This is a genomic window from Dysgonomonas termitidis, assembly GCF_042654545.1.
Taxonomy (GTDB): domain Bacteria; phylum Bacteroidota; class Bacteroidia; order Bacteroidales; family Dysgonomonadaceae; genus Dysgonomonas; species Dysgonomonas termitidis.
Map to the genome: position 1 here is coordinate 23,826 of NZ_JBHSGN010000128.1, position 15,878 is coordinate 39,703.

Annotated in this window: 10 protein-coding genes, 1 tRNA gene and 1 pseudogene; 9 read left to right on the forward strand and 3 right to left on the reverse strand. The window is 42.0% G+C overall.

Annotation, left to right across the window (positions count from 1 at the left end):
- Nucleotides 1-28: 28 nt before the first annotated feature.
- The 6 genes and pseudogenes from ACFO6W_RS21510 (at nt 29) to ACFO6W_RS21535 (ending at nt 4,518) form a co-directional block, all read left to right on the forward strand.
- Nucleotides 29-934: a glycosyltransferase family 2 protein gene (locus ACFO6W_RS21510; RefSeq protein ID WP_380000329.1), complete on the forward strand. Its 906-nt coding sequence runs from the start codon at nt 29-31 to the stop codon at nt 932-934.
- 234 nt (nt 935-1,168) lie between these two features.
- A pseudogene (locus ACFO6W_RS21515) lies at nt 1,169-1,884 on the forward strand (helix-turn-helix domain-containing protein).
- 421 nt (nt 1,885-2,305) lie between these two features.
- The gene (locus tag ACFO6W_RS21520) at nt 2,306-2,896 is read left to right on the forward strand and encodes a hypothetical protein (RefSeq protein WP_380000331.1); all 591 of its coding nucleotides are present in this window, start codon (nt 2,306-2,308) and stop codon (nt 2,894-2,896) included.
- A 9-nt stretch (nt 2,897-2,905) separates the two neighbouring features.
- Nucleotides 2,906-3,829, forward strand: coding sequence for a tRNA epoxyqueuosine(34) reductase QueG (gene queG, locus ACFO6W_RS21525; protein ID WP_380000333.1), 924 nt, complete (start codon nt 2,906-2,908; stop codon nt 3,827-3,829).
- Nucleotides 3,830-3,859: 30 nt separating this feature from the next.
- On the forward strand, nt 3,860-4,333 hold the full coding sequence (locus ACFO6W_RS21530; protein ID WP_380000335.1) for a hypothetical protein: 474 nt from the start codon (nt 3,860-3,862) through the stop codon (nt 4,331-4,333).
- 112 nt (nt 4,334-4,445) lie between these two features.
- A tRNA-Gly gene (locus ACFO6W_RS21535) sits at nt 4,446-4,518 on the forward strand.
- A gap of 225 nt (nt 4,519-4,743) precedes the next feature.
- Here ACFO6W_RS21535 and ACFO6W_RS21540 read toward each other — a convergent pair.
- From ACFO6W_RS21540 to ACFO6W_RS21550, 3 genes are all read right to left on the reverse strand, one after another.
- A complete protein-coding gene (locus ACFO6W_RS21540; protein ID WP_380000337.1) occupies nt 4,744-5,682 on the reverse strand; it encodes a metallophosphoesterase in 939 nt (312 codons plus the stop codon).
- A 68-nt stretch (nt 5,683-5,750) separates the two neighbouring features.
- Complete coding sequence (locus ACFO6W_RS21545) at nt 5,751-7,373, reverse strand: Ig-like domain-containing protein (RefSeq protein ID WP_380000339.1); 1,623 nt, start codon at nt 7,371-7,373, stop codon at nt 5,751-5,753.
- 30 nt (nt 7,374-7,403) lie between these two features.
- Nucleotides 7,404-10,109, reverse strand: coding sequence for a TonB-dependent receptor domain-containing protein (locus ACFO6W_RS21550; protein WP_380000341.1), 2,706 nt, complete (start codon nt 10,107-10,109; stop codon nt 7,404-7,406).
- A 546-nt stretch (nt 10,110-10,655) separates the two neighbouring features.
- On the opposite strand from ACFO6W_RS21550, the gene ACFO6W_RS21555 reads away from it, so the two are divergent.
- The 3 genes from ACFO6W_RS21555 (at nt 10,656) to ACFO6W_RS21565 (ending at nt 15,863) form a co-directional block, all read left to right on the forward strand.
- On the forward strand, nt 10,656-11,234 hold the full coding sequence (locus ACFO6W_RS21555; protein WP_380000343.1) for an RNA polymerase sigma factor: 579 nt from the start codon (nt 10,656-10,658) through the stop codon (nt 11,232-11,234).
- Between the two features lie 124 nt (nt 11,235-11,358).
- Nucleotides 11,359-12,357: a FecR family protein gene (locus ACFO6W_RS21560; RefSeq protein WP_380000345.1), complete on the forward strand. Its 999-nt coding sequence runs from the start codon at nt 11,359-11,361 to the stop codon at nt 12,355-12,357.
- Between the two features lie 305 nt (nt 12,358-12,662).
- The gene (locus tag ACFO6W_RS21565; protein ID WP_380000347.1) at nt 12,663-15,863 is read left to right on the forward strand and encodes a SusC/RagA family TonB-linked outer membrane protein; all 3,201 of its coding nucleotides are present in this window, start codon (nt 12,663-12,665) and stop codon (nt 15,861-15,863) included.
- The last annotated feature ends 15 nt before the right edge of the window (nt 15,864-15,878 follow it).

Here is a 15,878-nt window from a genome sequence, read left to right on the forward strand (position 1 = left end):
TCAGAATGACAGAGAAAAACGAGACAGGATGAAATTTTCCGTCATATTTTGTACTTACAACAGGGAGAAGTATATCTACAATGCCCTGAAAAGCATTGCGGAGCAGGATTTTCCATACACGGACTATGAGATAGTCCTGATAAATAATAATAGTACGGATAGAACGGCAAGTGTCTGTGATCTGTTCCGGAAAGATTATCCTCAGGTGGTGTTCCGTTATCTTATTGAGACAAACCAGGGACTGTCATATGCCCGGAACAGAGGTGTGAAGGAGAGTAGGGGAGATGTGCTTGTCTTTGTAGACGATGACGCTACTGTATTCGAGTCATATTTATCCTCTATAAATAATTTTTTTGATGCGCATCCGGAGGTAAATGCCTGCGGAGGCCCTATCGTTCCTGTCTATGAGGTGGAAAAACCGAAATGGCTTTCCCATTATACCGAACAACTTCTTGGTGGTGCGTTGTATGAAGGCGAAAAGGTAAAGCCTTTCAGTAACGGAAAGTATCCCGGAGGAGGAAACTCCGCATTCAGAAAAGAAGTTTTTGAAAAATACGGGCTTTTCAATGTCGAACTCGGACGGAAAGGTACAGGGCTGATCGGAGCGGAAGAAAAAGACCTTTACGACCGGCTTACACGTGGCAGCGAACAATTCTACTACCTGCCGCAGATGGGTATCCATCACTATATACCTGAGAAAAAACTGACCAAAGCACATTTTATAGAACTGACATATTCCATAGGGAAAAGTGAGCGTATCCGCACGAAAGGTGTTTCCCCGAAGGCATACCGGAACAGGGTATTGGCGGAATGCAAGAAATGGATTGCATCACTTGTCCTGTTTGCCGGATACACACTGGCGCTCTCTCCGGGTAAGGGCTGGAAATTACTGCAATTCAGATGGTATGTAAGCAAGGGGTTGCTGAGTAAATGATTTGGAAGCTGTTTGACTTATAACGGAATCAAAACAATTAAAAAGTAAAAACCTCCACTGGCGTGGACTTCCAGTCCGTGTCCTGTTTGATAGGGCAAAAATGTTTACTACGCCACACACAAGCGGGGCATCTGCGCAAGCAGAGGCTATGTAAGCGTAACTGAAAATTTATCAAAACCAAATATCTTTATCTGTATAAGAAACTGATTATTAACATTAATATTTAAGTATCTTATGAAGTATAAAGAGAAAACGGCCTCAGAGATTATCAGGATGATAGAACAGGACTTGTGCAGCATCTCCGAAATATGCAAAACATTCAAGATCAGCCGCAAGACATTTTATGAGTGGAAAAAGGCAAAACCGGGGTTCGGCGAAGCGGTGGAAGAAGCCATCGACCACCGCGAAGAGGTGATGATAGCCTCGGCACGTATAGGCCTGAAGCAACTGCTGGCTATGTGCAGAAAAAAGAGAAGGTCACCTATATCCCCGATAAGAACGATCCGGTGAACGAGGTGGAGAAATGCCGTGTAGTGGAAAAGAAATTCTGCCCGCCGAGTATCCGCGCGATAAAGTACGTACTCGACCGGGAGGAAAGGAGGAAGGACAGAGACCGCTTGCTTGCATCGGAGCGCCATCCGCTGGTCATTGAAGTACAGGACGAGGAAACCAGGCGGCAACTGATGATATTGAAAGGGAACGGCTTCCGTCCGGGCGGCTCGCTCAATCCGGAAGTGGTGGCGGCCGTGGACAAGGAACTGGAAGAGGAAGGCAAAGTGAAAAGTGAAGAACTGAAAATGGAAAGTGAAGAACGAAAAGTGAAAAATGAGCAAGGGCAAGTTATGGAGCAGCCGCCTGTCGCTCAACCATCTGCCGCTCCGGTAGAGAAGCCCAAACCAAAGAATCTCTATCCGTTCCTGCCGCCGGGATATACATCTAGAACGGATTGAAGAAGGGGTAAATAATAAGTGAAAAACGAAAAGTGAAGAACTAATTGAAAATCGGCGGAGCCAAAAGCGAAGAACGAAAAATTATACGAGATACAAGTTGTTAACTGTTAAGTTCACCGCTTTATTCTGTTATTCTCTGCTGTCATTGGCTCCGCTTCGCTCTGCCGAACGTTGTTTCTGAGTGGAACGAAGGATCTCATTCGATTTAGGAGATGTTTGCCTCGCCTTCGCTTCGGCGATTTGCAATTCACTTCGTTCAACATGACTCAGAGGATATAAGGATTCAGAACTTAACAGCCCTGCCCCGGAAGGGGACTTACATTGAAGGTAAGAAGTAATAAGTGGGAAGTTTTAAGTAATAAGTGGAAAAAACTGTTACTTTTGTTACTTTTTAGATTAATATTATAATATACAATTATATATGAAAAAGAATAAGAAAAATACGGTTTACACGGTTATTATCTCTGTGGTAGTCGTCATTATACTACTTTTTTTCCTGAAAGGCAGTATCTACCGGATGGCTGTGAAATATGAGGATGCCGGAGGGCGCAAATCATATGATATAAAGGACGAGAAACTGGCATCTTATATCCATCAGAGCCTGCCAAACGATGAGTCGCTGGATGCGAATATAGATATAGAAACCATTATTGATTTATCCTTGGATATGACGAGTGCCGCACTCGATTATTCATCCGTGTATAACGATAGCGAGCCACCCGAAGCATTTGAAAACAGGGGTGCGAATTATGTGGGTTACGCCGCATTTACCGCGGCAACAGGCAGTTACCTGATTAAGCGTTTCGGGATGGACAAGGAATGGGAGGCTAGATCAAAGAAGGGTAAGTTGTATCTCTTTGGAAAAAATATGCAGAAAGATGCCGTGGACGGATGGTTTAAAGACCATGACTTTGTCATTTTCAGAAATAAAAAAACAAAGGAAGAAATATATGTAGACCCCGTGGCATTCGATTATTTCGGGACAAAGCGGGTCGATAAACGCGAAAAATGATAGGGAAGTTTGATAAGTTCTGCTCAAATAAAAGAATATGCATATAGTCTCGGCTTTGATGCCTGCGGCATTTGCAAAGCGGAGGAGGTCGATGCTGAAAACCGGGAGGGATATGTAAACTGGCTTAACGCGTCTTACTGTGCCGATATGGATTATATGGCGCGTAACAAAGATAAACGTTGTAATCCCACCCTGTTGGTGGAAGGCGCGCGGTCTGTTGTTTGTGTAGCGCTTAATTATTATCCTGAAACGAAACAACCGGAGGAAATTCCTCAGTTTGCTTATTATGCATATGGGAAAGATTATCACGATGTTGTAAAACATAAGCTACAGCAACTCTCTGATTTTGTTAAGTCATTGGAGACATCGGCCGAAGGACGTCCGTTTGTGGATACAGCTCCCGTACTGGAGCGTTATTGGGCAGCGAAGGCCGGGCTAGGGTTTATTGGTAAGAACTCATTGCTTATCATTCCCGGCAAAGGGTCTTATTTCTTTTTGGGGGAATTGATCCTCAATGTTGATCTGGAATATGATAAACCACTGTCCCTTTCGTGTGGTAATTGTACGCGCTGCATCGACGCTTGCCCGACAAAAGCAATTGTTGCACCCGGTGTAATTAATGCCAATAAGTGTATTTCGTATCAGACGATAGAAAATAAAGGAGAGATAGACGGGGCTGTTGTGCCTAATCTTAATAACCGTTTTTACGGATGCGATATTTGCCAGCAGGTTTGTCCATGGAACCGGTATTCGAGGCCGCATAAGACTATAGAGTTTAATCCGTCGCGGGCTTTCCTGGATTTATCTTTTGAGAGGCTGGATAAACTGACGGTTGAAGAATATCAGGAGATCTTCAGAGGTTCGGCAGTGAAACGGGCTAAGTATAGCGGGTTGAAACGAAATCTGGAAGCGTTAAAACGCAGTAAGAAGTAATATTGAATGTATGATTTACGTTATATATAAATGAGAAAGATTATAAAGATATTAACAATAGGCCTGTTGATGGTTGTGATTTCTTCCTGCGGGAAGGAGGAGGAGAGAAACGTTATACCGGTGGAACAGGTAAATTTTAAGCTGAACTTGAATACAATTGATGCTGTTTTACGTACTCCCGGTAATAGCAAAGAATATATAAATGGAAAATATCCTGTGTTGGCCGGTGAATATTTGGGATATGGCGGATTGCTGATTGTCAACAGTTTTTATGCTACGGACAGGCCGGAACTGCTGGCGTATGATCTTAGTTGTCCTTACGAGGCGTTGAGATCAGTATTGGTAAAAGCATCGGATGATGGTAATGCTAAATGTTCGAAATGCGGTAGGATTTATAACTTAATGGAGCGGGGGAGAGTAATATCGGAGTATTCAGATTTGCATTTACAAAGATATTCAGTCAGTTCGACATCTAATCCGGATGTTTTTTACGTTACACGTTAATTTTACATGGATAAACCTTGCAGAAAGCAAAAACATTTTTTACATTTGCACTCGCTAAACGGGAATTGGTGTCATAAAGTTGGTTCGGAAGAGTTTCCCAGGCGGCCAAAATGCGAAAGTAGCTCAGTTGGTAGAGCACGACCTTGCCAAGGTCGGGGTCGCGGGTTCGAATCCCGTCTTTCGCTCGGCTCTGAAAGACATCAGAGGGGAAATGAAGATAATAGCTTCCGGATCAATAGATTGGAGGCTGTTTTTGTTATTTGTTCCAATGAAAAGACTAAGAAAAGCTACTAACGGACAATAAACTGCACATTATCGAAGTTACATTGAAGATATATATTTAATAACTAACGCCTTTGAATAATCCCATATCCAATATATCCAAAGGCGCTTATTTACTAAAAATAACCTTATTTTACAACCTTATTAGAATATATAACCTCTGCCTTATGATTTATAAAATAAAATTCTACAGCGTCTTTTGATACAGTAAATACCGAGAATCCCGGGTCTCCGTTACAGAATATGGTTCCATCTACGGGATTTACGCTACGGGATAGAGCGGCAGCCGAATTCACAATATAATTGACCTTTTTACCCTGAGGCTTTATATATTGAAAATTATGGATATGTCCGCAGATATAGAAATCGACGGCATTGTTTTCCAGAATACCGCCTATTCTTTTCTGCATATCGCTGCGTTCGGATATATCCTTGCCCGTATCAGCATAAACGGGATGATGGCCGATAACGAATTTCCAGCGTGCATCTGATTTGGAAAGAGTGGATTCCATCCATTTTAGTTGCTCATTTATATCCTGCTTGCAGGCATCCGGGTATTCATCCTTTTCCTCACGGTATTTATCTATCAACGGAGGGGTATCTATATAAACGAACAGGCACTTATCATCGCCTTTCCCTATTTTCATTTCGATGGAATAATACCGTGCAGGAGCATTCCATCGCCGGCTGATATGCGTATAATCCAATACGGCCTGCGTATTGCCCTTGTATTCATGGTTACCCAGGATTACATTCCACGGAATCTGTAACTCGGGATTATCGTATATAAGCTCGAAGTTTGTCATCCAGCGCGGATCACTTACGCTCGCAACTCCCATGTAATGATGCGAATCCCCGGCCAGAGCCACAAACTCGATACTGTTTTGTTCCGCTACTTCGCCCATTATCTTTGCAATGGGTTTCTGTTCATAATACCCTTGCCGTCCCATATCGTTGGCTACGATAAAATTTAATCCTTTGGGCAGTTTAGGCAGGCTTTGCACCTGTGCTTGTATTGAAACAACGAAAGCAAAGAGAATGAGTAATGCAGAATTTAGTTTTTTCATATGTTATCTTTTACAGAATTGCATTGTGCAATAATATACACAATGCAATAAACTGATTAATACTGTTTTTAGTTTGTCCCGTATGCGCCGAAACGGTTGGCCGGAGCCGGTGTCTTATAAGCTGTACCCCCTACAGTAACTCCTGTAGATGAGAAAAGCGGAGTCATCTTCGCATCTGATCCGTTATAAGCCCCGGTAAGAACCGGAGAGCCGGACTGGACATGGAGATCCCATGAAGAATTATAGGTATAGCTTGTCAATGGATCGGTGTTGAACGGATAGTTCACAAATTTAGGGTCTTTTGCCGCATCGCCAGCCAAAGCACTTACAAAACTATTTACATCGACATATTGAGGATATACATTCTTATTGGATTTCGTATAGCCGAGGAATGACGTGATAGTTCCTCCCGCTATATCCTGCGGAAGCGTGCTTTGCTGTGAACCCGATGCATAAAAGTTATAGTCTATCACTGAATTCGTATCACAACCATCCGATATACTGACAGTTCCCCATTTCGGCGTCATTGCTTTAAACTTGCAGTTTACGATCAGGTTATTGAATATGCTTACCAACGCTGCCTTCTCGATATATGCAGAACCGCCTTTTTCGCCGTCGCGCCTCCATCCGGCATTGATAATCGTATTATTATACGCTTTAATCTGTGCCTGGAAACGGCCTGCCGTATCATCCTGCCCGGAGCTCGACAGTTTCAAGCCATTTGTATTGGGGCTGTACATAACATTAAAGGCAACATCGGCCTTACATCCGGCTTTAACGTTTACGGCTTCAGCCCCTGTATAACCGTTCGCATGGAACAGGTTATTGGCAACAATCACGTTACCTCCCATAAAATAAGTAGCATCGGACGCTCCATACCTTAATTCCGAATTGATAAGGACATATTTTCCGTTCACATTATTGGTCGTGATTTGAGGTGCAGCATCGTCACCCGCAGTATAGATACCGGCTACGGCTGAAGGTGAATCGGCCACAACCGGAGCGCCTGTATATTCGATAATTACATGGTCGAACAGCATTTCCCCGCAATCCGAAGTGCCGACTATTCCGCCCCATAGTCCGGCGAAGATATTCGCAGAAGTACGTTTGCCCGGAGCAACTGAAAACAGGACAGGATTCGTTGTAGTCCCTTTACAATACAGGTTACCGGCTACCATAAACTCTATTTTCGTATGGCTGGCGCCCACGCCATTGTCATCGAAAATCACCTGTACACCTTCTTCAATTGTCAGGCTGCTACCTTTGGGAACACTGATATGCCCCGATACGTTTACTACCGTATTTTTCTCCCATACACCCGATACATTACCGCTGACATTGTTCAGCTGATCCCATGCAACGGTTACGTCGCATGTGGCCTTGAGTGAAGCATCCTGTGAGGATGTTACTGTAATTTGTGCCGTACCTACGCCTACGGCTGTTACCTGTCCTTTATTATCGACAGTGGCTACAGCCGTATTGGAAGAACTCCATGTTACATTCTTGTTGGCTGCATTATCGGGAAAGAATGTGCAAGACAACGTTTCGGTTATTTCAGGTTTCAAAGTAACCGAGGTCTTAGACAAGGTAATCCCGGCCAGTGATACGTCATTATCCTTTTCGTCTTTACAACCTGTAAATATTGTAGCAAACACTACGATCATTACAGAAAATAGTAATTTAATTTTCATACGCTTTGTTTTTAATCTAGTTATTATTTTTTAGAATTTATATTTCATTCCCAGCATCATATTTACGCCGTAATGGTCGTAGCGTTCGACTACTCCGCCTTTATACCGCCTGACATTTTCCTGCCCCTGGTTATTGCTGTTGGATTTGACATACTGTATCATCGGTGAATTGGTCAGGTTAGAGGCTTTTGCAAATAAGGCCAGTCCCGTTTTGAACTGTTTTTCCACCGAAGCGTCCAGTTGAGTGTAGCCGGCTTGCCAGCTATCACGGTTGTAATACCTCGATACGATGCAGATACGTTCTCCTGTGTAAGAGAATGCCAGCTGGGCATCCCATCCGTTATAGGTATCTTTATATAAGAGTGAAAAATTCACGACATGGCCGGCCTGGCCGTACAAAGGGCGGCTTTGGTCCATATAAGTTGTAGTGTGCCCGGAGCCTCCGCCTGTATTATCCGGAATTTCTTCCATTTTTGTAGTGGTAATCCGCGAATGGGTGAACGTATAATTCGCCTTTATACCAAACCTGCTGAAATATTTTGTTACATCGAACTCTACGCCATAGTTGTACGCATCGCCGAAATTCATCGGCATATAGTAGGTGTCCTGTCCGAAGCCGCTCATCATCCCGAATTCGATAGGGTTTTGTATATTTTTATAGAAGAGGCCTAACATAACCTGTTCCGACTGACGGGGAAAGTATTCATACCGCAGGTCGATGTTATGGGCAGTCGTATGTATAAGATCAGGATTTCCCCTTTCCTTATAGTCTTCATAAATCTGGCTGTACGGCACTATCTCAAAAAAGCTCGGGCGGTTAAGGGACTTTGCATACGAGAAGCGGAGGTTGGCGTCTTTGTGCAAGCCATATTTGACATGCACGCTGGGCAGGTAGTCAGTATATTTCTGATTCCCTTCGTTTTGGGCGCCTTCTGTCGGGAATTTCAGGAAGTAGCCCTGTTCAGTGTGTTCAGCCCTTAGTCCGGCTATTATTTCCAGTTTATTATACGTCAATTTAGACTGGATATATGTCGCGCCTATCTTTTCGGAGGCATCGTAATTCAACGGGTCGCTCAGATTCCCGAATTCCTTGACTTCAAATTTTATTTCATCGTAGTTATTCCAGTCTTCGCCCCTGACAAGGATTCGCTGTGTTTCTTCCGGTTTACTTTCGTCAAAAGGCCTGAATGTATATTCGTTGTAAAAGCTGGTACGTTTTTTATCCCTGTACATCCCACCGGCGGACAGGTTCAGCACAGACTCTCCAGCCTTGAAGCTGTAACCGAGGTTCAGGTATCCGGCCTTATCTTCATCCGAATTGTGTTCCCACCGGCGGGTCGCTCCCGTATTCTGGGAAACCCATGTAAGTTCGTTTACTGTCGATATATTGATCTGGGTATTGTCCGGGGTTTCATTCGTTGCTTTCGAGTAAACCCCGGACCAGTCAATCTGAAGTTTATTGCTGAAAAACGTATGCATTCCCTTAAGGGTATTATTTAAAATGGTCTGACGGTTCCAACGTAAGCGGACAGTTTCACTCTGGGTTTCAAAAGCATCCCTTACCTGTGAATTGCGGAAATCCATGTATGCACTATATAACATTAACTTATGGTTCGGTGAAAAGCGATAATCGAGTTTCGCATGAACACCGCTCCGGGTCTGGTTATCGGAAAAATAACGGTTCGTGATGCTTTGAATGCCATCCGAACCCACAGCCCCGTACATATCGCTGTTGCTCCCTCTGCGGCTGTTCTGAAAACTACCCGCAAGCATTATTCCCAGATGGTTTTTAAGGAAACGGTCGCCATAAGAGAATCCGGCTGCAAGATTGGGTAAAGCCTTACCGGAAGAGACCTTCAGGTTATGGGTTGTAAAGTCTTTCATTTTTACGGGATATGCAAGGCCATACTGTTCGTTAGGCGACTGTTTATCGATGGTGTTGCTTTTGAACGACTGAAAATCCCTGTCGAAGAAGAGAGAATTATATCCCGTAGATATATTTGCCGTGAGTTGTCTTTGGGTAGGGGCGTCTTTCATAACCATATTCACGGCTCCGCCAATCCCGTCGCCTTCCATGTTTGCCGTCAGGGATTTTGTAACTTCAAGCCTGTCGAGGAGTTCCGCCGGAAAGATATCAAGCGGTACGAAACGGTTTTTATTGTCAGGGCTTGGTATTTTCACTCCATTGACCAACGTATAGTTAAAACGCTTGTCCATTCCTCTCAGGATAGCATATTGCCCGTCACCGCTGCTGTTCCGTTCCACCGTAACCCCCGAAACGCGTTGAATCACGTTTGCAACCGTAATGTCCGGCGATATTTCAATAGCTTTGGCGCTCACTACATTTACCACATTCATCGCATTGCGTTCGATTCCACGGGCATTGGTTTCTGTGTTCTGGCCTCCATCACCATAGATAATAACTTCCCCGATATTCTGATCTTTCGGTTCCAGCCAGATAGTTACGCTGTTACCGGCGTCCTTTATGGAGGTTTCCGATTGGTTATATCCCAGGAGCGTGCAACAAAGGGATACAGGATACTTTTGTATTCCGTTAATACTGAAACTGCCGTCCAGACCTGTGGATGCTCCTTTCTCAGGCTGGTTTTTTATAAAGAGGATAGCCCCGATAATTTCTTCGCCGGTTCCGGAGTCTTTTACTATTCCTTTAATGGATTGGGAGTATGTACTTATCGAAAAGAATACAAAAAAAACTATTGTCAATAAAAATTTCATAGTAATGTATTGAGATTATATTCACTGCAAAAGTATCCGGGAGTTATTACACGACCATTAAGAAATTTTAAAAATATTATTACATAATAATTCTGTGAAATTATATCTCAGTATAGATACCAATGTGCAGAATAACAGGTTGATTGACAGCAAGCAAATACCACTCCCCTGACCATTAATACTTTTACATGTTACGGTAAGAATGCCACTACCGCTGCAATTGCGCATGCATTACCCAACACAGAAGTTTTCTTTAATCCAAAGTTTAGATATATTGGCGAATTGAATTTATTGGAACACACGAGTATTGAATTTTTCCAAATCCGGCTGAAGATAGACAGTCAGGAGATTGGTCCGGATATGGAAGCCATTTCGTATAAATCTGGGATATGGAGAAAAATATCAGTAAGACTATAGGATGGGAATATATGAAATAATTTCTTTAAAATTCCACTTATTACTTTGGGCTGGTTAGCAAAACAATATTATATTTGCCGTGAGAGGGAGCAATAGCTCAACGTTAATATAGAAATCCAGAATGAATCCATGATAAATATTCCAGATGAACATAAGAAGAAACGGACAGTTGGTTCATATGGGGATTTTACGTCTATGTATGAAATGTTTGCACCTCAGTTATATACCTTTATATTTAACTTTACACGGTCAAAATCATTGACCCAGGATATTGTTCAGGAAACCTTTCTAAAAGTATGGATCAGATATAAAGAAATCGATGAGTCATTATCATTCAGATCCTATTTGTTTACAATAGCGAAAAACCATATGCTAAATGAATTCCGTAAACAATTGAATAACCCTGCCTTTCTCGATTATGTACAATTAAGCATGGAAGAAGAGTCAACGGAAACCATGGTTGAACAGAAAATAGACTTCGATGAATTTAACCGCCTGCTCCAGCGTTCGAAAATGAAATTATCCTCCCGGCAGGCACAGATATTTGAATTGAATAAAGAGCAAGGCTATTCAGTCCGGGAAATTGCGCAAATGCTTAATATTTCCGAACAAGTCGTTAGAAATCAATTATCTTTGGCCTTACATATCTTACGCCCTGAAATGAAAAAATACTCGTTGCTCTTTATACTCCTCTTTATCCAACTCTGAAATCTTTTTAATTAAATGTTTTATAACATATCTTATGGCATGTTATAATTATGGCCGGACTGTGTATAATATATACATGTTGTATATGTCTTTTATAAATAAGGGTGAGCCCGTTTAATTCGAAATGACAGAATCGAGAATATATTATTTACTGTCCCGTTATGCTGACAAGGAGATAGGCAAGGAAGAACTGCTGGAATTGAAAGAACTGGTGAATAGTTCGGACAATTCATTATTAGGCGGAATGTTTGAACACCTTTGGTGCAATTTTGATTATAAAGACGGGGAGGCTGATAAAAAAGAATTGGATAAAATATATTCCGGCATACAGAAAAAGCTAAAACGGAAACGAGTAAACATGTTTTTATATCGTACATTAAGGTATGCAGCAATAATACTTATACCGCTCTTGTTCACTCTTTCCCTTTATTTTTATCAGGACCGGGAAAAAATGTATCAGTTAGGTCAGAAAGAAATAACTATAGACGTTGCAAAAGGACAAAAGGCCGGAATAACCCTTCCGGATGGTTCCAGAGTTTATCTAAACTCAGAATCCTCATTACGCTATCAGCAGAGCTTCGACTATAAGGATAGAAAAGTAGACCTTACGGGAGAAGCTTTTTTTGAAGTGAAAAGAGACACTACAAAGCCGTTCATTGTTTATACAAAACATTTAAATATAGAAGTTTTAGGAACCACCTTTAATCTCTATGCCTATGAACAGGAAAACACAATAGAAATGGCTCTTGTTTCGGGATATGTAAAGATCGAAACGCATACTGTGCCATCTGAGGTGATGTATGTCAAATCAAAAGAGAAAATATTGTTTGATAAGATATCGGGAAAGCTACACTTAGAGAAGACAAATACACTCTTTGAAACAGCATGGATGCGCAATGAGCTGGTTTTCCGTTCCGAGCAGATAGAATCTGTTCTTACCAAAGTAGAACGAAAGTATGGAGTGAAAATACACGTTGACGGAAAATGGATTGAGAATGACCGATTTACAGGATATTTCTATAGCGATCATGTTGGAGATGTCATGGAGATACTCAGAATGCACTATAAATTTGAATATAGAATGAAGAATGATGAAATATGGATCATTACAACTACTAATTAATTGATTATTAACCTTAAAAAAGAAAAACATGAATTCCACATGAAAAGGCCGGAGAATGGATAAGATTCTCCGGCAATAAGTTAACCTTTTTCATAAATGCGATCCCCACCGCATAAATTATTTGTATTAACCTTTAAAAATTGAGTATGTTAAATTATCGAAAAGGTCAATTATGCTACATAAACAAAGGTAGCAAAAAAAAGCAACTGTCTTTTCTTATTTGTGCTATATTTTTATTCATTAGTCCAATTGGGATATTAGCACAACAGTCAAAGAATATCACAGTTTCAGTCAAAGAAGTTACATTGCAGCAGTTCTTTGAGGAAATAGAGAAACAGAGTACCTACAAGTTCTCTTACAGGGATATTGTATTGGAGAATAAAAAAGATGTTACGATCAATGTTTCAAGCCAACCGGTAGAGTTTATTCTGAATAAAATTCTTCCTCCCCGCGGCTTAGCATACAAAGTAATGGGAAATTCAGTCATTGTTACTGCTGTGGCAGAGCAACAGAAGGAAGAACCAAAAACGATTAGCGGAATCATTGTTGATAGAGCAGGAGAACCTCTTATTGGAGCTAATGTAATAGTAAAGGGAACAACGAATGGAACGATAACCGATCCGGAGGGTAATTTTTCATTAAAAGCGTCGCCCGGTGCGATCCTGGAAGTATCTTATGTCGGATTTAACAAACAGGAGGTGCATGTAGGCTCCCAACACTCCTTATCTATCTATATGGAGGAAGATTCAAAAGCACTTGATGAAGTGATTGTTATTGGATACGGAACGACAAAACGGCAGGATTTTACAGGGTCTGTTTCTTCAATTAAACTGGAGGACTCTCCGGTGGCTCTGGCTTCAAACTTAAATGCACTGGAATCCATCAAAGGCAATGTAGCTGGTCTTGATATTGGTGCCACAAACTCTGCCGGAGGACAACCTTCAATGCAAATGCGGGGCCAGAAGTCTATCTCCGGATCCAATGATCCGTTAATAGTCGTAGATGGAGTTATCTATATGGGAAGCCTCAATGACATTAATCCCAATGATATTGCCTCCTATGATATATTAAAAGATGCGACATCGGCGGCGGCTTATGGTTCGCGTTCAGCAAATGGTGTCATCATAATTACAACCAAAAAAGGACGTTCAGGCAAGCCTATCATCAACTTTAATGCTTCCGGTAGTTTGCAAACCTGGCAAAACCGCCCGAAGCTAATGAAAGGTGAGCAATGGCTGGAATCTGTTTCGGCCCGGAACAATAGTTCGGATTTATCCTGGCTCACTCTGCAGGAAGCAACCAATAGAGAAGCTGGCCGGGAAATTAACTGGCTGGATGAATCTACCCGTACAGGTTGGGTACAGGATTATTCGGTATCTGTTTCCGGCGCAGGCGAAAAATTAAATTATTATTTGTCCACAGCTTATGCTAATAATCAGGGCGTTATTATTGGTGACGATTTCGACCGTATTTCTGTACTCGGAAAAGTCAATGCAGATATCACAAGTTGGCTGCAGATAGGTGTTGATGGTGCATATACACGATCCAACTATCCGGGTACGAGAGCCAATATATACATGGCAACTGTTATGACTCCTTATGGGGTTATGTATAGAGATGAAGAAAATAAATTACTGGAAAGATATCCTCAGACACAGGCCTTGATCAATCCTCTCTGGGGAGTGGATGACGGTACGCATGACAGGTATGATGAAAGAAATAACTTTCGCCTGAACGCTTATGCAGTAGTAAAGTTACCCTGGCTTCCCGGGTTGAGCTATCGATTCAATTATTCGGGTAATCTGAGCAAAAATCAGGTAGGTGAATTTTATAATGAACGGTATTTTGTAAGGCAGGGTGCTTATGATGATGTTTCCCGCTATACACCGGCAGCCTATCAGTTGCTGTTGAGTAACGCGAATGGAAGTATTGACAACAACAGTTCTTCCAGCTGGGTAATTGATAATATTCTGAATTATAAAAATACCTTTGGCAGGCATACAATCGACTTAACAGCCGTAGCAACCCGCGACCGGAAGGATTATGAGCAGGTAATCTCCAGAGGTAACGATTTCTCTGCCAATGGAAATACCGTATTGGAAGTAAACGGCCTTCATAAAGCTGCCGTTCAGAAAATTGAGCTGAATAAGTGGAGACGTTCCAATATCGGTTATCTGGGCCGGTTGTCATATTCGTTTAAGGACCGGTACTTCTTAACCGGGTCTTTTCGCCGCGATGGGGCTTCCGTATTCGGAGTAAACAAAAAATGGGGCAATTTTGCAGCAGCCGGAGCTGCCTGGAGGATATCGGATGAGGCGTTTATGCAAAATATAAATGTCCTGAACAATCTGAAACTAAAGCTTTCATGGGGTAAAAACGGTAATCAGGGATTGGACCCCTATGGTACGCTTTCCACCACAAAGAATGGGTCTACAGGCGGTCTTCGCTACGAATTCGGCAATAGCAGCAATATTCTGTACGGATTGGCCGCCGATGCACTTGGTAATGCAGACTTAGGCTGGGAATCTACGGAGTCATGGAATACAGGATTTGAGTCAGCCTGGTTGGGTTCCCGGATTTTCTTTGATATGGATGTTTATTTCTCACGGACAACCAATCAGATATTTGAACGTGACATACCTGTAATAACCGGTTTTAAGAAGATTAAATCTTCCATGGGACAAGTTAATAATAAAGGTTTGGAAATAACGGTTCGTTCCGTTAATATCGATAATAGGGAATGGAACTGGATGACAAGTGTCACTTACTGGATAAACCGTAACAAACTGGTACATCTATATGGTGAAGATCTGGATAAAGATGGGAAGGAAGATGATGACATCTCCAACAGCCGCTTTATAGGTAAGCCGTTAGGCGTTATCTATGGTTATGTACAGGATGGAATTGTACAGGAAGATGATACGGAATACATAAAAGCGAATGGTGTAAGTGCCGGCGTTCCCAAATATAAGGATCTGGATGATGATGGTGTGATTACGTCAAAAGACCGTGATATTCTGGGATATACCAGCCCTAGTTTTAAACTGAATATGAGCAATACTGTCAGTTATAAAAATTGGAGCCTTTATATGATGGTTACAGGTGCTTTTGGTGGTGGTGGATATTACATGAAGTCTAATACGGCTGCCTTTATGGTCAATGGCACTGGTAACTTTAATACAAATGGTATCTATATCCCATGGTGGACACCGGAAAACCGGAGCAATACCTATCCTTCTGCAACCTTCTCCGGTGACGGAGGGCGGTTTCAGGGATTACAGAACCGTGCATTTGTTCGTTTTCAGGATGTCACCTTGTCTTACACATTCCGGCAACAGTGGGTAAAGAAGCAGGCCCTCAATAACATGAAAGTATTCATGACAGTAAAGAATCTGGCTACAATCACAAATTGGAAAGGTGGAGATCCGGAAGTTGGCACACCTGTACTTGGAGATACATACCCTGTGCTGACTTCTTATTCATTAGGTATAAATCTTAGTTTTTAATCTTATAATAATAAA